This is a genomic window from Paracoccus gahaiensis (assembly GCF_005048225.1).
Classification (GTDB): domain Bacteria; phylum Pseudomonadota; class Alphaproteobacteria; order Rhodobacterales; family Rhodobacteraceae; genus Paracoccus; species Paracoccus gahaiensis.
In genome coordinates this window covers 251,542-268,144 of the sequence record NZ_SUNI01000001.1, presented here as the reverse complement: position 1 = coordinate 268,144, position 16,603 = coordinate 251,542, and the positions used below count along the sequence as shown (strand labels likewise).

Below are 16,603 nucleotides of genomic sequence, written 5' to 3'. Positions count from 1 at the left end.
GAAGATGAGCACGGTCATCAGGGGCGGCACCGTCGTGACGGCGGATCTGAGCTATGCGGCGGATGTGCTGATCGAGGGCGGGCGGATCGCGGCCATCGGGCAGGGGTTGGTGGGCGATGAGGTTCTGGATGCGGGCGGCTGCCTGATCATGCCGGGCGGCATCGATCCGCATACGCATCTGGAGATGCCCTTCATGGGCACTTATTCGGCGGATGATTTCGAATCCGGCACGCGGGCGGCACTGGCGGGCGGGACGACCATGCTGGTGGACTTCGCCCTGCCCTCGCCCGGTCAGGGGCTGCTGGACGCGCTGCAGATGTGGGACAACAAGTCGGGCCGGGCGCATTGCGATTACAGCTATCACATGGCGGTGACCTGGTGGGGGCAGCAGGTCTTCGACGAGATGGAGGCGGTGGTGGATCGCGGCATCACCAGCTTCAAGCATTTCATGGCCTACAAGGGCGCCCTGATGGTGAACGATGACGAGCTGTTCGCCAGCTTCCGCCGGGTGGGCGATCTGGGCGGCATTGCGATGGTGCATGCCGAGAATGGCGACGTGGTGGCGGAACTGTCGGCGCGGCTGCTGGCCGAGGGGAATACCGGGCCCGAAGCGCATGCCTATTCGCGGCCTCCGGCAGTCGAGGGCGAGGCCACGAACCGCGCGATCATGGTAGCGGACATGGCGGGGGTGCCGCTCTATGTGGTCCATGTCAGCTGCGAGGACAGCCATGAGGCGATCCGGCGCGCGCGGGCGGCCGGAAAGCGGGTCTGGGGCGAGCCGCTGATCCAGCATCTGACGCTGGACGAGGGCGAATATCTGCACCCCGATTGGGACCACGCGGCGCGGCGCGTCATGTCGCCGCCGTTCCGCGACAAGGCGCATCAGGCCAGCCTCTGGGCCGGGCTGCAATCGGGCAGCCTGTCGGTGGTGGCGACGGATCATTGCGCCTTCACCACCGCGCAGAAGCGCACGGGACTGGGGGATTTCACCAAGATCCCCAATGGCACCGGGGGGCTGGAGGATCGCATGCCGATGCTGTGGACCCATGGGGTCGGCACGGGGCGGCTGACGCCGAACGAGTTCGTGGCGGCGACCTCGACCAATGCGGCCAAGATCCTGGGGATGTATCCCAAGAAGGGCGCCGTGCTGGTCGGATCGGATGCGGATCTGGTGGTCTGGGACCCTGAGGCGGAAAAGACCATCACCGCGGGCGCCCAGCAATCGGCCATTGATTACAACGTCTTCGAAGGGCAGAAGGTCAACGGCCTGCCGCGCTTTACCCTGACGCGGGGCGTCGTGGCGGTGACCGAAGGGGTGGTGGACAGCCGCGAGGGGCATGGCGAATTCGTGGCCCGCGCGCCCCGGGGCCAGGTGAACCGCGCCCTGTCCGCATGGAAGGACCTGACCGCGCCCCGCCCCGTGCAGCGGTCGGGCATTCCGGCCAGCGGCGTCTGAGATGGCGGTGATCGAGGCGCAGGGCGTCTGCCTGACATTCCAGACCGCCGACGGGCCGGTCCATGCGCTGAAGGATGTCGACCTGTCGGTGGCACCCGGCGAATTCGTCAGCTTCATCGGCCCCTCGGGCTGCGGCAAGACGACCTTCCTGCGGTCCATCGCGGCGCTGGAGACGCCGACCGGCGGCACCCTGCGCGTCAACGGCATGGACCCGGATGCGGCGCGGCGGGCGCGGGCCTATGGCTATGTCTTTCAGGCGCCGGGGCTTTATCCGTGGCGGACGATCTCGGGGAACATCTCGTTGCCGCTGGAGATCATGGGCTTTTCAAAGGCTGATCGGGCCGAGCGGATCGCCCGGGTCATGGACCTGGTCGAGCTGTCGGGCTTTGGCGCCAAGTTCCCGTGGCAGCTGTCGGGCGGCATGCAGCAGCGCGCCAGCATCGCCCGCGCCTTGGCCTTCGACGCCGACATCCTGCTGATGGACGAGCCCTTCGGCGCGCTGGACGAGATCGTGCGCGACCGGCTGAACGAGGCGCTGCTGGCGCTCTGGCGCAAGACCGGCAAGACCATCGGCTTCGTCACCCATTCGATCCCCGAGGCGGTCTATCTGTCGACCAAGATCGTCGTCATGTCGCCGCGTCCGGGGCGGATCACGCGCATCATCGACAGCCCCCTGCCCCCGGATCGCCCGCTGGAGATCCGCGAGACGCCCGAATTCATCGCGCTGGCCCATGAGGTCCGCGAGGGGCTGCGCGAGGGGCATGGCGATGCGTAGGGCCGATTTGGTCCCGATCCTGACCGTGCTGCTGGTGATCGTCGCCGTCTGGTATCTGGGCGCGATCCGCATGAATGCCACATGGGAGCGTGATCAGGCCGCCCGCGCGGGCACCGAGGTGACGTGGTCGCAGCTGATCCCGCTGACCCTGACGCAGGACCGGCCCGTCCTGCCCGCGCCGCATCAGGTGGCGGTGGGGCTGTGGGAGGGGGTGGCGGGCCAAGCCGTGACCTCGCGCCGGTCGCTGGTCTGGCATGCCTGGGTGACGCTGTCGGCGACGCTGGCGGGCTTTGCCATCGGCACCGCGGCGGGAATTCTGCTGGCCGTGGGGATCGTGCACAGCCGCAGCATGGATCAGTCGGTGATGCCCTGGGCCGTGGCCAGCCAGACCGTGCCGATCCTGGCCATCGCGCCCATGGTCATCGTGGTCATGGCCAGCGCGGGCGTCACGGGGCTGCTGCCCAAGGCGATCATCGCGGCCTGGCTGTCCTTCTTCCCGGTGCTGGTCGGCATGGTCAAGGGGCTGCGCACGCCCGATGCCATGCAGATGGACCTGATGCGGTCATGGAGCGCGGGGCGTCGCCAGGTGCTGGCGCGGCTGCGGCTGCCCTCGTCCCTGCCCTATCTCTTTGCCAGCCTCAAGGTCGCCATCGCGGCGGCGCTGGTGGGCACGATCGTGGCCGAGCTGCCCTCGGGCGCGACGGCGGGCTTGGGCGCGCGACTGCTCTCGGGCAGCTATTACGGGCAGACCGTGCAGATCTGGTCGGCGCTGTTCATGGCCGCGATCCTGGCGGGGCTGCTGGTCGCGCTGATCGGGCTGGTCGAGCGCCGCGTGCTGGCCCGCATGGGGCTGGCGGCATGAGCGCGGTGCCCATCATCGGGGTCTGGCTGGGGGGCTGGGCTGTCAACATCTGGCTGTCGCGCTTCGACACGCGCGCCTCACGCACGCTGGTGGCGGTGATCTTCGGGGCGACGATCATCACCCTGTGGGAGATGATCGTGCGGACCTATGCCATCCCCACGGTGATCTTGCCCGCGCCCAGCCAGATCGCGGCCAGCTTTGCGGCCAACGGGTCGATCCTCTGGACGGATTTCGTGCAGACGATCGTCAAGGGCGCGCTGACCGGCTGGCTGATCGGTGCGGGCGCGGCGATCCTGACCGCCATCGCCATTGACCGCAGCCCCTTCCTGCAGCGCGGGCTGCTGCCCATCGGCAATTTCGTGGCCGCCCTGCCCATCGTCGGCATCGCGCCGATCCTGGTCATGTGGTTCGGCTTCGACTGGCAATCCAAGGCCGCCGTGGTCGTGGTCATGGTGTTCTTTCCGATCCTCGTGAACATGGTCGCGGGGCTGCGGGCCACCGACGCGATGCAGCGCGACCTGATGGCCAGCTGGGCCGCGCCCTATGGCGCGAGCCTCTGGAAGCTGCGCCTGCCCGCCGCCATGCCCTTCCTCTTCAACGGGCTCAAGATCACCACGACGCTGGCGCTGATCGGCGCCATCGTTGCCGAGTTCTTCGGCAGCCCCACGCGCGGCATGGGGTTTCGCATCTCGACCGCCGTGGGGCGGCTGGACCTGCCGCTGGTCTGGGCCGAGATTGTCGTGGCAGCCCTTGCGGGCACGCTGTTCTATGGACTTGTCGCGGCGCTCGAAAAGAAGGTGACGTTCTGGCACCCCTCGCAGCGCCGCTAATCGGGGCCGACCGGCCCCATCAACAGGAGAGACAGGGATGAAACGACTGATGACCGGGGCCGCGGCCCTTGCGCTGATGGCCGGAGCCGCGCAGGCGGGCGATCTGACGCTGCAGCTGAAATGGGTGACGCAGGCGCAGTTCGCGGGCTATTACGTCGCGCTGGAGCAGGGGTTCTACGAGGAGGAAGGCGTCAACCTGACCATCCTGCCCGGCGGTCCCGACATCGCGCCCACGCAGGTGCTGGCGGGCGGCGGCGCGGATGTGATCGTCGAATGGATGCCCGCCGCCCTGGCCGCGCGCGAGAAGGGCCTGCCGCTGGTCAACATCGCCCAGCCCTTCAAGGCCTCGGGCATGATGCTGACCTGCCTGGCCGAGACGGGCATCACCGACCCGGCCACCGATTTCGCGGGCAAGACGTTGGGCGTCTGGTTCGCGGGCAACGAATATCCGTTCCTGTCCTGGATGAACACGCTCGGCCTGTCGACCGAGGGCGGCGAGGATGGGGTGACGGTCCTCAAGCAGGGCTTCAACGTCGATCCGCTGCTGCAGAAGCAGGCCGCCTGCATCAGCACCATGACCTATAACGAATATTGGCAGGTGATCGACGCGGGCCTGACCGAGGATGACCTGATCACCTTCAAATACGAGGATCAGGGCGTCGCCACGCTGGAGGACGGGCTCTATGTGCTGGAAGGCACGCTGGAGGATCCGGAGAAGGTCACCGACCTGGTGGGCTTCGTGCGGGCCAGCATGCGCGGCTGGCAATATGCGGCCGAGAACCCCGAGGAGGCCGCCGAGATCGTCCTGGAGAACGACGAGACCGGCGCCCAGACAATCGAGCATCAGACCCGCATGATGACCGAGATCGCCAAGCTGCTGGAGGGCTCGGACGGGACGTTGCTTGAGGCCGATTACCAGCGCACGGTCGACATCCTGCTGGCGGGCGGGTCGGACCCGGTGATCGAGGCGGCGCCCGAGGGGGCTTGGGTCTCCACCATCACGGACCGCGCCTTCGACTGATCCACCCCTCGCGACACGGACAAGGGCCGCCTCCCGGGGCGGCCCTTGGTCATTCGGCGAGGGTCATTCCGCGGGTTGGGCTGCGGCACAGGCGCCCCGGCCCCGCTTCTCGGCGCGGCGCAGGCGGCGGCGACCGTCCCAGGCCAGCAGCGTCGGCGTCAGCAGCAGCGTGATGGCGGTGGCCACCACCAGACCGCCCGCAATGCCGGTGGACAGCTGGATCCAGAACTGCCCCGAAGGCGCCCCGAAGAACAGGTCGCGCCCCACGAAATCGATGGTCATGCCGAAGACCATCGGCACCAGCCCGATCACCGTCGTCCCCGCCGTCAGCAGCACCGGGCGCAGGCGCTCGCCTGCCGCGCGCCGGGCGGCCTCGTCGGGGCCGCGCCCCGCGTCGCGATGCTCGTTATAGGCGTCGATCAGCACGATGTTGTTGTTCACCACCACGCCCGCCAAGGCCATGATGCCGATCCCGCTCATGACGATGGAGAACGCCTCCTGCCGGACCATCAGGCCCAGGAACACCCCGGCGATCGAGAAGATGATCGCGGTCAGCACCAGGAAGGCCTGGAAGAAGCTGTTCATCTGGATCAGCAGGATCGTGAACATCAAGAAGATCGCCGCGACGAAGGCGCCCATCAGGAAGGTCATCGCCTCTTCCTGATCCTCGATCTCGCCGCCGAAGGCGATCTCGGCGCCTTCTGGCAGGTCGGCCTGGGCGATGGCGGCGCCGATGCGGTCCAGTTCCGCCTGCAGGGTGGCGCCGGGGGCCAGGTCGGCGGTCAGGGTCTGCGTCTCGCGCGCGGCGATCCGGGTGATCGCGGCGGGGGCCGGGGCGGGCAGGATCTGCACGACATTGCCGATGGGCACCTGCGCGCCCGAGACGGGGCTGGCCACGCGCAGCGCCGCCAGATTCTCGAAGTTGCGCTGCTCGGGGGGATAGCGCAGGGCGATGTCGACCTCGTCATCCGCGAAATCGGGCAGATAGGTGCCCAGGTTCACGCCGGTGGTCAACAGCTGCACGGCGGTGCCGATCGTGTCCATGTCCACGCCATAGCGCGCCGATTCCTCGCGGTCGACGATCAGCCGGATCTCGGGATTGGGGCGGGGCGTGTCATTGGCGATGTCGACGAAGCTGCCCTGCTCCTCCATCAGCCGCTGCACGATGCCGGCGGCCTGTTGCAGGCTGGCGCGGGTCGTGGCCGAAACCTCGATCTGCACCGGACGCGCGGCGGCGGGGCCCGAGGCCGCGGCCTCGATCTGGATGCCCAGGCCCGGCACCTCGGTCGTGGCGGCGCGCATCCGCTCGATCACCACGTCCGATCCGTCGCGGCTGCGCCAGTCGGTGAACTCGACCTGGATCTGGCCGATGACGTCGCTGGACAGGCTGGAGCGCACGCGCTCCTCGACCGAGCCGATGGTGCGGGCATAGACGCGCTCGACCCCCTCGAAGCCCAGCAGCCGCTGTTCGATCAGACGCACCAGCTGGTCGCTTTCCATGACCGACAGGTTGCCGTTGGCGGTCACCTGCACCTGCGCGCGCTCGGAATCGGTCTCGGGGAAGAACTCGACCCCCCGGCCCAGCAGGCTGTAGGCCCACGCCACGACCAGAACACCCAGGATCGAGAGCCCGAGCGTCGCGCCCGGCCGGGCGATGGTCCAGCCCGAGAACCGCTCGAAGGCCGAGGGCGGGTCCTCGGGGCGCGGTTCGGGCGGCAGGTCCTGCCCGCCCCCCAGCACGCTGCCCATGACCGGCACGAAGATCAGCGCCATCAGCAGCGACATCAGCAGCGTGGCGATCATCGTGGCGGGCAGGTAGAACATGAACTGCCCCGCCAGTCCCGGCCAGAACAGCAGCGGGAAGAACACCGCCAGCGTGGTCGCGGTGGACGAGATGATCGGCCAGGCCATGCGCTGCGCGGCCATGCGGAAGGCGCTTTTCTTGGAGTGGCCCTGCGCGATGAAGCGCTCGCCCAGCTCGACGACGACGATGGCGCCGTCGACCAGCATCCCCACCACCAGGATCAGCGCGAAGAGGACGATCACGTTCATCGTGTAGCCGAGCGCCCAGATGATCAGGATGCCGCCCAGGAAGGATCCCGGGATCGCCACCGCCACCAGCAGGGATGCGCGCACGCCCAAAAACAGCACGGTGACCAGCATGACCAGCACCACGGCGGCGATCACGTTGTTCTGCAGGTCCGACAGCAGGTCGCGCATCTCTTGCGACTGGTCGTTCATGAAGACCACGTCGACCTGGTCGGGCCAGTCGGCGCGGGTCTCGTCGACGATGGCCCGCACCGCCTCGACCGTGTCGATGATGTTGGCGCCCGCCGACTTGCGCACGTCGATGGCCAGCGCCGGGCGCCCGTCGATGCGGGCGAAGCTGGTCGGATCCTTGAAGGTCTGGCGCACCTCGGCCAGATCCTGCACGCGCAGGACGGTGGCGCCGTCCACCAGCACCGGGATCGACATCATCTCGTCCAGCTGCACGACGGTGCCGGGGATCGACACGCCAAGCCGCCCGGCCCCGGTGTCGAAGGACCCCGCCGCGATCAGCTGGTTGTTGGCGCGCACCGCCTGCGACAGCTCGCCCGGAGAGATGCCGTAGGTCTCCAGCGCCAGCGGGTCGATCAGGATTTCCAGCTGGTCCTCGCGCTCGCCGGTCAGGTCGGCCTGCAGCACGCCGCTGACCGTCTCGATCCGGTCGCTCAGCGCGCGGCCAAGGCGGATCAGCTCGCGTTCGGGCACCTGACCGGACAGGGCCACGGTCAGGATCGGAAAGGTCGCCATGTCGATTTCGCGCACGAAGGGACCATCGGCCTCGGGCGGGATGTCGGGGCTGGCATCGTCCACCGCGTCCTTGACCGATTGCAGCGCGCTGTCCTGGTCGAAGCCCGGCTCGAATTCCAGCGTGACCGAGGCGAAGCCCTCGCTGGCCACCGTCTCCATCCGGCGCAACCCGTCCAGCGCGTTCACCTGCCGCTCGATGGGTTCGGCCAGCAGGGTCGCCGCATCCTCGGCGCTGACGCCGCTATAGGTGACGTTGACGATGAAGATCGGGATGTCGACCTCGGGCATCGATTCCTTGGGGATGGTCACATAGGCCATTGCCCCGGCGCCGATCAGCGCGATCATGATCAGGATGACCGTCCGCGCCCGCGAGAATCCGGCGGCGATGATCCCGTTCATCGGGCCGACCCCGCGCCGCGCGGCGTCATTCGATCGCCCCCAGCAGGGCCGCGGCGCCGTCCGGGGCGGCGGCATCGGGGACCTCTGGCAGCTCTTCGCCGCCCAGCACGCCCCGGAACGCCTCGGGCGTCTCCGAGATGCGAGCCTGCTGGCCGTCGATCAGCGCGCCTTGCGAGATGGTGACGACCCGCGCGGTCTCGTCCAGCCCGGTGACCCAGATCGCCTCGGCGCGGGCCTGCACGATCTCGACGGGGTGGAACTGCAGCGTGGTGCCGTCCTGGGCCACGGTGAACAGCCCGATGCGCCCGGCATCGTCCAGACGGATCAGCGCGGGGGACAGGCGATGTGCCCGGATCTCGTCCATGGGCAGCGAGATCTGGGCGCTGAGGCCGGCGGGGATCTCGTTGCCGGGATTGGGGATCTCGACCTCGACGCGGAAGGTGCGCGTCTCGGCGGTGGCGACGGGCGCGATGAAGCGCACGCGCCCCTCGGTCTGGCGCCCGCCCTGGAAGGTGACGTCGGCGCGCTGGTCCAGGTGGATCGAGGTGATCTCGGTCTGGCGCACCTCGACCTCGGCGATCAGGGGATCGTTGCGCACGATCTCCAGCACCTCGCCCCCGGCATCGACGAAGCTGCCCAGATCGGCCAGCACATTGCTGATGGTGCCGGTGATGGGCGCGGGCAGCCGGGTGTTCTGCAGTTCCAACTGGGCGGCGCGCAGATCGGCGCGGGCCGATTCCAGCTGGGCAAAGCGCGACTGCACCTCGGCTTCCGAGGTCACGCCGCGCTCGCGCAGCTGGCGCGCAGCCTCGTAGTCGCGCTCGGCCGAGCTGACGGCGGCCTCGGCCCGCGCCACGCCGGCCTCGCGGTCGTCGGCCGACAGCAGCGCCAGCTGGTCGCCCGCCTGCGCCTGATGGCCCTGACGCACGACCTCCTCGACGATGCCGGCGGTGCGGGCGCGCAGGATCGAGGTCTGGTCGGGCACGACATTGCCGAACAGCACGGTGCGGGGGCGGATCACCTCGGCGGTGCTGAGGCTGGCCGCGACATTGGGAACGGGCACCTCGAGGGGCGCGGCCTCCTCGGGCGGCTGGCGGTTCATCATGCCACCGCCGATCCAGAAGGCCAGAAACCCCAGGATCGCCAGAAAGACGAAGGTAGAGGAAGACAGTATGCGCGCCATCGTCATCCTGACAGTCTGTTCGGATCCGGGCCGGCCCCGGACATGGTCCCTAGATGCTTGCTGGACCCCTGCAGGTCAACCGTGCCGGTTGCGGCATGGCGTCCGGCCCGGTCACATGATGGTGGCCCGTGACAGATTCGAACTGCCGACCGGCCCGGTGTAAACGGGACGCTCTACCACTGAGCTAACGGGCCCCGTGCCGTCCGATTGGGGGCACGCGGCGCATCAAACCGCCCAAGGGCCGGCTTGGCAAGGTGAAAAATGACGGCGGTCAGTCGCAATCGCGGGGATGACACAAGGTCCGGCAGGCGCCGCCCGAGACGACATGCACCGCCCCCTGCCGCATCTCGCCTGTGGCCCAGTGGTCAGGGGGGCAGCGGTCCGGGGCCCGCTCCAGCGCCACGGCCCGCAGCATCCGCAGGGTGATCCCGTGGCTGACGATCAGGACCGGCGCCGTGGTTCCCGTCAGTGTGTCCAGAAACCTGCCGCAGCGGGTGGCCAGCGCCCCCAGCCCCTCGCCTCCCGGGCAGCGGTCGTACCAAGCCAGCGGCGGGCCGGTGAACAGATCGGGTTGTTCCCGTTCCAGATCGGCCAGCAGCTGCCCGGCGAAATCGCCGATGCCGATCTCGGACAAAAGCGGTTCGATGCGGAAGGGATGCGCGCCAAAGACCCGATGCGCGGTCTGCTGCGCCCGGGGCTGCGGGCTGGACAGCCGCAGCCCCCCCACGCCCGCGACCAGCGCGGCCTGCCATCCGGCCTGCTGCCAGCCGCGCGGCGTCAGCGGCGCGTGAAGGGCGCCCTGCAGCCGCCCTTCGGCGTTCCAGACCGTCTCGCCATGGCGCATCAGGTACAGATCGGGCAAGGCGCACGCCCCCGGCCTGTCCCCGGGTCGATCGCCGCCCCTTTGATCCATGATGCCCCTGCCCGGTCCCTGCCGCCCAGATCATAGAATCCCCCGCGCGGCCCGCCAATGGCCCCTGGCCGCAGATTCGGGCGCGCGGACGGTCTGGTCCTAAGGTTTTAGATCGCCGGGGCATTATTGAACCTGATCGTACCCGACGATAGGATCGTTTCCAGCATGTCTCAGGTCTATCCTCGCCCATCCGTTCACCCAAGGGCTTCGTGGCCACGACCCTTTGCACCCGCGTGATGATCCTCGGTGGCTCGGGGGCCGGCACGTCGCATCTGGCGCGTCGTCCTGCGGGCGCGGCGCCTTCACGGCAGGGTGCGCCCCTGCATGGCCGAGGGCTGCCCCGAGCTTTTCGGCAGCCACACGATCGAGGCGCTGCGCTCTGCCCGCAGATCGCATGACGTCCATCAGGACAGGATCCGCGACGTGCTGGCCGCCGCCACGCCCACGCTGGACATGCGCCGCTTTCGCAGTGAGGGCCAGGTGAGCCGGTTCCCGTCGCACTGCAGGCCCGCACCTGCAGGGCCCGGGGTCCTGCCCGGCGACGGACGATCCCGGATGTGGGGGCGCCCGGATCGGGTTCCGTCCGGCGTACCTGATTTGCAACACGGGGACCGTCCCGATCCGGGGCCGATTGCCCGGGGGATAGGTGAACCGCATAGTTCAGTTTCAACATCCGGAGATCGACCATGAAACTTTGCTTGCTTGCCATCGCTGCCCTCTCTGCCGCCTCCGGTGCTGCCGCCCAAGGCTATGCGGGTCCGGACTATGCGCCCATCGGCGCGGCACCGATGGCCGCAGGCTCCGACTGGTCGGGCTTCTATGCCGGTCTGCAATATGGCGAGGGAAGCGGCGACCTGACGCTGGACGGTCCCCTGGGCGAAGCGGATTTCGACGCCTATGGTCTGCATGTCGGCTATCAGCGCGACATGGGCCGGATCGTGCTGGGCGGCGATCTGGATTACAACAGCGTCGAGTTCGAGGGCGCCGACGACAATGGCGACCTGCTGCGCCTGCGCGCGCGGCTTGGCTTTGATGCGGGCCGCGTCATGCCCTATGTGACCCTGGGCGTCGCGGGCGTGCATGGCGACATCGCCGGAGACCGCCTGGCCGATACCGGGCTGACCTATGGGATCGGCGCCGATATCCTCGTGACGGATCGCTTCTCGGTTGGTCTGGAATATACCCGCAACACGTTCAAGGATATCCTGGACGATCTGAGCGGGATCTCGGGGCTCGATCTGGACACGGATCTGGTGCAGGTCCGGGCCAGCTATCGCTTCTGAGCATCGAGAGGCCGATCATGCCCGAGGGGTGCGGTCGGCCATGCTCTGTCGGGTGACCTGACCTGCGGTTGAGGGATCAGACCGGGTGCCCTGCCCGGCAGGTCCCGTGGTCGGGGCGATAGGATTCGAACCTACGACATCCTGCTCCCAAAGCAGGCGCGCTACCAGACTGCGCTACACCCCGACGGGACCGCTCTAGCGCAAGCGGCGGGCAGAGGAAAGCCCCTAGCGGCAGGGCCAGGCGGCGGAACTCTCGGGGACGGCGGGATGGGCCAGCACCTGCCCCGTCTGCAGGCCGAGGCGGTCGGCCTCGCCGCCCGCGATTTCCAGCACCAGAAGGCGGTTGGGATCGGGATCGCCGATGGCGGCGCCGGGGATCGGGGTCTCGTCCAGGGGCCGGGCCATGCGGTGGATGTGGCGGATCACGCCGCGCGGGTCCATAAAGACGATGTCCAACGGAATCAGCGTGTTGCGCATCCAGAAGCTGACCGGCTGCGAGGCGGGATAGACGAACAGCATCCCCGCGCCCGCCGGAAGATCGCGGCGATACATCAGGCCGCGCGCCCGGCTTTCGTCGGTATCGGCCAGCTCGATCTGGAAGGACAGGGCGCGGTCGGGGTCGGTGCGGATCAGCGCGGCATCGTTACGGCATTCGGCCAGATCATCGACCGCCACGACCGGCTGCGCCGCGGCGGGCAGCGCCAGGCAAAGCGCCAGGACAGCGGCCAGAGACCTATTCAGCGACATGGGCCAGGCTGTCATGGGGACCGGACTGGCCGTCCTCGTCCTTGTCGTGCTGATCGTCCTTGCGGGGAAGGCCGCTGTCCCAGGCCGAGATCTGCGCCGCCATCAGCCCGCGGGGGCCTTCGACGACGCGGATGCAGATCGCCTCGCCGATGGCAAGGTCCGCAAAACCGGAATGGCGCAGCACCTCGATATGGATGAAGACATCATCCGAGTGCCCGAAGATGTTGGCAAAGCCGAATCCCTTGGACTTGTCGAACCATTTCACGCGGGCCGGGCGCAGGGGAAGACTGTCCAGATGCTCGAGGATCTCGATGTCCAGATCGGCGATGGGGGGCTGGCCGTCGCTTTCGGGCGGCTCGATCGTGATGACCTCGGCGGCCTGAACGCCGCGCGGCGTCTGCTGGACCATCACGCGCACCCGCGACTGGTCGGCGACGGAACTGCGCCCGAAATTGCGCAGGACGTTGGAATGCAGCAGAATGTCCGTGCCGCCATCCTCGTTCAGGATGAAGCCATAGCCCTTGGACGGGTCAAACCACTTGACCAGTCCCGTCACGAGCTTGAGGCTGTCGTCGTCACTCATTCCATTTCCGTTTTCGCACGTTTTCGCTGGTCGGGGGACCCTAGTGTTGCCGTGACGTGACTACAATACGGTTCAGTTGCAATGCCGGGGGGGCGAACCCCACGTCATCTCTCGGGTCACGTCATGTTCGTCGCGTCAACTCAATGTCGGGGTCGCGGAACGGTTCGTCAAGGTGGCCAACGCGTCAGGGCGACAGGCGGGCGATTTCCCACCGGTCGTCGGGGGTGCGGGTCCAGCAGAAACGGTCATGCAGCCGGAACGCCCCATCCGCCCAGAACTCGATCTGCACGGGGCGCAGGCGCAATCCGCCCCAATAGGGAGGCCGCGTCGGGTGGGTGCCGTGACGCAGGCCCTGCCGCGCCACCTCGGCCATCAGCGTGCCGCGTGCGTCCAGCGGCTGCGACTGGCGCGAGGCCCAGGCCCCCAGCCTGCTTTGCAGCGCACGGCTGTTATAATAGGCATCGGCCTGCGGACCTTCCTCGCGTGTCACCGTCCCGCGCACGCGGATCTGCCGGCGCAGCGACTTCCAGTGCATCACGAAGGCGGCCTTGCCGGTCTGGGCGATCTGCCGGCCCTTGGCGCTGTCGTAATTGGTGTAGAAGACGAAGGACCCGTCCGCCCCCTGCCCGTCCACGTCCTTCAGCAGCACCATCCGCGCGTCGGGCATACCCTCGGCATCCACGGTCGCCAGCGCGATGGCATTGGGATCGTTCGGCTCGGTCGCCTCCGCCTCGGTCATCCAGGCGCGGATGATGTCGAACGGGTCGTCGCCCGCAAAGAGTCCGGTTCGCTCGGTCATGGCGTCGTCCTTGTGCTTGATGCGGCCGGGCAGTTGGCCTAACACCTCCCGAACGGTTGAAAGCGCGGGGAACAGGACATGTCAAGCGAGCAGAGGACCGGCCTGATGGCCGGCAAGCGGGGTCTCATCATGGGACTGGCCAATGACAAGTCGATCGCCTGGGGCATCGCCAAGGCGCTGGCCGCCGAAGGGGCCCAGCTGGCCTTCAGCTATCAGGGCGACGCGCTGAAGAAGCGCGTGGGCCCTCTGGCCGCCCAGTTGGGGTCGGATCTGATCCTGCCCTGCGACGTGTCCGACGAGGCCTCGATCGACGCGCTGTTCGCGGATCTGGGCGCGCAATGGGACGGGCTGGACTTCATCGTCCATGCCATCGGCTTTTCCGACAAGGAGCAGCTGCGCGGCCGCTATGCGGAAACAACCCGCGACAACTTCCTGATGACGATGGATATTTCCGTCTACTCCTTCACCGCCGTCGCGCGCCGCGCGGCCGCGATGATGACGGATGGCGGGTCGATGCTGACCCTGACCTATTACGGCGCCGAACGGGTCATGCCGCATTACAACGTCATGGGCGTGGCCAAGGCCGCGCTGGAGGCCTCGGTGCGCTACCTGGCCGAGGATTTCGGCAAGGACAACATCCGCGTCAATGCGATCAGCGCGGGCCCCATCAAGACCCTGGCCGCCAGCGGCATCGGCGATTTCCGATACATCATGAAGTGGAACGAGCTGAACTCGCCGCTGCGTCGCAATGTCACGACCGAGGATGTGGGCAATTCGGCGCTCTACCTGCTGTCGCGGCTTGGCGCGGGGGTCACGGGCGAGGTGCATCACGTCGATGCGGGCTATCATGTCGTGGGCATGAAGGCCGTGGACGCGCCCGACATCGCCACCGTCAAGAAGGACTGACGCCCCCGGGCGGCGCGCATCCCCGATGATCCAGATCACGGCGGAGCAGCTTGGCCTTTTCGTGGCCACCCTGTCGGTGGCGATCCTGTCGCCCGGTCCCGGCGTGATCGCGGTCAGCCAAGGCGCCTTTGCCTTGGGCCGCAGCCGTGCGCTGGCCTATGGCTGGGGGCTGGCCCTCGGTGCCTCGGTCTGGTGCCTCTTCGCGCTGCTGGGGCTGACGGCGCTGTTCCGCGTGGCGCCCTGGACGCTGGTGCTTCTGAAGATGCTGGGCGGCGCCTATCTGATCTGGATCGGCGCGAAGATGTGGCGCCATGCCGCCGATCCCCTGCCCGAAGTCCCGGCGGGGCGCGGCATGGGGATCGTGGCGGGCATGGCGCTGAACCTGTCCAACCCCAAGCCGGCGCTGTTCTATTCCGCCGTGCTGCTGTCGATCTTTCCCGCCGTGCTGACCCCCGCCGACAAGGGCGCGATCTATGCGGTGGCCTTGTCGGTCGAGCTGTTCTTCTATACCGCACTGGCCAGCCTGATGGCCCTGCCGCTGCTGCGGCGACGCTATTATGCCGCAAAGTTCTGGATCGACCGGGGGGCCGGGGCGCTGATCGCCCTCCTTGGCCTGTCCCTGGTCCTGCGCCCCTGAAGGAGAATTCCATGTCGTCCGACCGCCTGCCGCATGAAAAAGGCTTCCATGTCAGCTGGGACCAGTTGCACCGCGACGCCCGCGCGCTGGCTTGGCGCATGGAGGGAACGTCGTGGCGCGCGGTGGTGGCCGTCACCCGGGGCGGGCTGGTGCCCGCGATGATCGTGGCGCGCGAGCTGGACATCCGCACGATCGACACGATCTCGATCCGCTCCTACAAGGGAGTCGGCACGCAGGCGGGCCAGGGCAAGCTGGAGGTCCTCAAGCGCCCCGATCCCGAGCTGATGGGCGATGGCGAGGGGATCCTGGTCGTCGACGATCTGGTCGATTCGGGCCGCACCCTGGAACTGATCCGCGAGATGTATCCCAAGGCTCACCTGGCCACCGTCTATGCCAAGCCCAAGGGCAAGCCGATGGTTGCCAGCTATGTCACCGAGGTCAGCCAGGACACCTGGATCTTCTTCCCCTGGGATATGGCTTTGCAGTATGTGCAACCTTTCCGCGGCGAAGATTGACGTCTTCCCAATGAGTTGAACGGATCTGTTCGGTTCCGCGCCGCAAGGCGGGGAACCCCTCCCACGGGCCGGGCATTATGCCGTCAGATAGCGGGGCGCGACCGGCGACCTGCTGAAGACCCAGGAGGATGAGATGCGCAAGTTTCTTTTGACCACCACGCTGGCCCTGCCGATGAGCTTCGGTGCCGCCTTCGCCCAAGACACCGCCCCCGCCGCCGATCCGGCGATGGAGCCCGCCGAAACCGCCCCGATGACCGACATGGGCGATGCTCCGGCCGCCGATCCGATGGCCACCACCGAGCCGATGGCCGAAGAGACGGATGCCGATGAGGCCGCCGCCGCCGCCTCGGCCGCCGAGAAGGTCGAAGTGCAGCAGGCCGAGAACGAGTGGCGCATCGACTGGATCACCGGCACGAACGTGACCTCGCCCACCGGTGACGACATCGGTGCGATCAGCGACGTGATCGTCGATGGCGATACCGGCGAAATGAAGGCCGCGATCATCGGCGTCGGCGGGTTCCTCGGGATCGGTGAGAAGCAGATCGCCCTGCCTTGGGCCGACCTGACCATCAATTCCGACGCGCAGGAGATCACCACCGATCTGACGCAGGAAGAGGCCGAAGCCGCTCCGGAATACGTCTTCCGCGATCAGGCAGCTGCCGCCGGCGACGACATGATGACCGATCCCGCGATGGGCACGACCGACACGGGCATGGGCACGGCACCTGCCGCCGATCCGATGGCCACGGGGACCGAAGCCGAGCCGATGGCGACCGAGCCGTTGGACGCGGATACCATGGAAACCGACACCATGGAAACCGAGACGATGGAGACCGACACGGACACCATGGAGATGGGCACCGACGCGACCACCACGACGCCGGCTCCGGCCAACTGAGAC

At 68.0% G+C, this 16,603-nt stretch carries 16 protein-coding genes and 2 tRNA genes; 10 read left to right on the top strand and 8 right to left on the bottom strand.

Features of this window, described 5'->3' with window-relative positions; translation table 11 throughout:
* Positions 1–4 precede the first annotated feature (4 nt).
* Genes hydA through FA743_RS01300 form a run of 5 tightly spaced genes read left to right on the top strand, consistent with a single transcriptional unit; the run spans position 5 to position 4,944 of the window.
* Positions 5–1,456: a dihydropyrimidinase gene (gene hydA, locus FA743_RS01320; protein WP_136884080.1), complete on the top strand. Its 1,452-nt coding sequence runs from the start codon at positions 5–7 to the stop codon at positions 1,454–1,456.
* Position 1,457: 1 nt separating this feature from the next.
* Positions 1,458–2,231: an ABC transporter ATP-binding protein gene (locus tag FA743_RS01315; protein ID WP_136884079.1), complete on the top strand. Its 774-nt coding sequence runs from the start codon at positions 1,458–1,460 to the stop codon at positions 2,229–2,231.
* Positions 2,224–3,093, top strand: a complete 870-nt coding sequence (locus FA743_RS01310) for an ABC transporter permease (protein WP_136884078.1) — start codon at positions 2,224–2,226, stop codon at positions 3,091–3,093. Before FA743_RS01315 ends, FA743_RS01310 begins: the two co-directional genes overlap by 8 nt.
* Positions 3,090–3,923 carry an ABC transporter permease gene (locus FA743_RS01305; RefSeq protein WP_136884077.1) on the top strand — a complete coding sequence of 278 codons (834 nt, stop codon included), beginning with the start codon at positions 3,090–3,092 and terminating at the stop codon, positions 3,921–3,923. Before FA743_RS01310 ends, FA743_RS01305 begins: the two co-directional genes overlap by 4 nt.
* A 37-nt stretch (positions 3,924–3,960) precedes the next feature.
* Complete coding sequence (locus FA743_RS01300) at positions 3,961–4,944, top strand: ABC transporter substrate-binding protein (protein WP_136884076.1); 984 nt, start codon at positions 3,961–3,963, stop codon at positions 4,942–4,944.
* Positions 4,945–5,007: 63 nt separating this feature from the next.
* On the opposite strand, the gene FA743_RS01295 is transcribed toward FA743_RS01300, so the two are convergent.
* The 4 genes from FA743_RS01295 to FA743_RS01280 form a co-directional block, all read right to left on the bottom strand.
* Positions 5,008–8,136 (bottom strand): efflux RND transporter permease subunit, encoded by a 3,129-nt coding sequence (locus FA743_RS01295; RefSeq protein WP_136884075.1) that lies wholly within the window; start codon positions 8,134–8,136, stop codon positions 5,008–5,010.
* Between the two features lie 25 nt (positions 8,137–8,161).
* Positions 8,162–9,319 carry an efflux RND transporter periplasmic adaptor subunit gene (locus tag FA743_RS01290; protein ID WP_169308729.1) on the bottom strand — a complete coding sequence of 386 codons (1,158 nt, stop codon included), beginning with the start codon at positions 9,317–9,319 and terminating at the stop codon, positions 8,162–8,164.
* 119 nt (positions 9,320–9,438) lie between these two features.
* Positions 9,439–9,513, bottom strand: a tRNA-Val gene (locus tag FA743_RS01285).
* A gap of 77 nt (positions 9,514–9,590) precedes the next feature.
* Positions 9,591–10,181: a histidine phosphatase family protein gene (locus tag FA743_RS01280; RefSeq protein WP_246054767.1), complete on the bottom strand. Its 591-nt coding sequence runs from the start codon at positions 10,179–10,181 to the stop codon at positions 9,591–9,593.
* A gap of 737 nt (positions 10,182–10,918) precedes the next feature.
* On the opposite strand from FA743_RS01280, the gene FA743_RS01275 reads away from it, so the two are divergent.
* Positions 10,919–11,515, top strand: a complete 597-nt coding sequence (locus FA743_RS01275; RefSeq protein ID WP_136884072.1) for an outer membrane protein — start codon at positions 10,919–10,921, stop codon at positions 11,513–11,515.
* A gap of 107 nt (positions 11,516–11,622) precedes the next feature.
* Here the strand turns inward: FA743_RS01275 and FA743_RS01270 are convergent.
* The 4 genes from FA743_RS01270 to pdxH form a co-directional block, all read right to left on the bottom strand.
* Positions 11,623–11,699: transfer RNA gene (locus FA743_RS01270), tRNA-Pro, on the bottom strand.
* 41 nt (positions 11,700–11,740) lie between these two features.
* Entirely contained in the window at positions 11,741–12,277 is a 537-nt protein-coding gene (locus FA743_RS01265) for a DUF192 domain-containing protein (protein WP_246054766.1), read from the bottom strand.
* Positions 12,249–12,845 (bottom strand): cold-shock protein, encoded by a 597-nt coding sequence (locus FA743_RS01260; RefSeq protein WP_136884071.1) that lies wholly within the window; start codon positions 12,843–12,845, stop codon positions 12,249–12,251. Before FA743_RS01260 ends, FA743_RS01265 begins: the two co-directional genes overlap by 29 nt.
* Positions 12,846–13,029: 184 nt before the next feature.
* A complete protein-coding gene (gene pdxH / locus FA743_RS01255; protein WP_136884070.1) occupies positions 13,030–13,644 on the bottom strand; it encodes a pyridoxamine 5'-phosphate oxidase in 615 nt (204 codons plus the stop codon).
* Between the two features lie 78 nt (positions 13,645–13,722).
* Between pdxH and fabI the strand changes: the two genes are divergently transcribed.
* From fabI to FA743_RS01235, 4 genes are all read left to right on the top strand, one after another.
* Positions 13,723–14,550: an enoyl-ACP reductase FabI gene (fabI, locus tag FA743_RS01250; protein WP_136884069.1), complete on the top strand. Its 828-nt coding sequence runs from the start codon at positions 13,723–13,725 to the stop codon at positions 14,548–14,550.
* Positions 14,551–14,575: 25 nt separating this feature from the next.
* Positions 14,576–15,187 carry a LysE family translocator gene (locus tag FA743_RS01245; protein ID WP_246054764.1) on the top strand — a complete coding sequence of 204 codons (612 nt, stop codon included), beginning with the start codon at positions 14,576–14,578 and terminating at the stop codon, positions 15,185–15,187.
* 11 nt (positions 15,188–15,198) lie between these two features.
* Complete coding sequence (gene gpt / locus FA743_RS01240; protein WP_136884068.1) at positions 15,199–15,702, top strand: xanthine phosphoribosyltransferase; 504 nt, start codon at positions 15,199–15,201, stop codon at positions 15,700–15,702.
* A gap of 133 nt (positions 15,703–15,835) precedes the next feature.
* Positions 15,836–16,600, top strand: a complete 765-nt coding sequence (locus tag FA743_RS01235) for a PRC-barrel domain-containing protein (RefSeq protein ID WP_136884067.1) — start codon at positions 15,836–15,838, stop codon at positions 16,598–16,600.
* The last annotated feature ends 3 nt before the right edge of the window (positions 16,601–16,603 follow it).

Coding starts and splice junctions, on each gene's coding strand:
- hydA (WP_136884080.1), top strand. CDS start 5: ATGAGCACGGTCATCAGGGGCGGCACCGTCGTGACGGCGGATCTGAGC.
- FA743_RS01235 (WP_136884067.1), top strand. CDS start 15,836: ATGCGCAAGTTTCTTTTGACCACCACGCTGGCCCTGCCGATGAGCTTC.
- FA743_RS01295 (WP_136884075.1), bottom strand. CDS start 8,136: ATGAACGGGATCATCGCCGCCGGATTCTCGCGGGCGCGGACGGTCATC.
- pdxH (WP_136884070.1), bottom strand. CDS start 13,644: ATGACCGAGCGAACCGGACTCTTTGCGGGCGACGACCCGTTCGACATC.
- FA743_RS01260 (WP_136884071.1), bottom strand. CDS start 12,845: ATGAGTGACGACGACAGCCTCAAGCTCGTGACGGGACTGGTCAAGTGG.
- fabI (WP_136884069.1), top strand. CDS start 13,723: ATGTCAAGCGAGCAGAGGACCGGCCTGATGGCCGGCAAGCGGGGTCTC.
- FA743_RS01245 (WP_246054764.1), top strand. CDS start 14,576: ATGATCCAGATCACGGCGGAGCAGCTTGGCCTTTTCGTGGCCACCCTG.
- FA743_RS01305 (WP_136884077.1), top strand. CDS start 3,090: ATGAGCGCGGTGCCCATCATCGGGGTCTGGCTGGGGGGCTGGGCTGTC.
- FA743_RS01265 (WP_246054766.1), bottom strand. CDS start 12,277: ATGACAGCCTGGCCCATGTCGCTGAATAGGTCTCTGGCCGCTGTCCTG.
- FA743_RS01290 (WP_169308729.1), bottom strand. CDS start 9,319: ATGGCGCGCATACTGTCTTCCTCTACCTTCGTCTTTCTGGCGATCCTG.
- FA743_RS01310 (WP_136884078.1), top strand. CDS start 2,224: ATGCGTAGGGCCGATTTGGTCCCGATCCTGACCGTGCTGCTGGTGATC.
- FA743_RS01275 (WP_136884072.1), top strand. CDS start 10,919: ATGAAACTTTGCTTGCTTGCCATCGCTGCCCTCTCTGCCGCCTCCGGT.
- FA743_RS01300 (WP_136884076.1), top strand. CDS start 3,961: ATGAAACGACTGATGACCGGGGCCGCGGCCCTTGCGCTGATGGCCGGA.
- gpt (WP_136884068.1), top strand. CDS start 15,199: ATGTCGTCCGACCGCCTGCCGCATGAAAAAGGCTTCCATGTCAGCTGG.
- FA743_RS01315 (WP_136884079.1), top strand. CDS start 1,458: ATGGCGGTGATCGAGGCGCAGGGCGTCTGCCTGACATTCCAGACCGCC.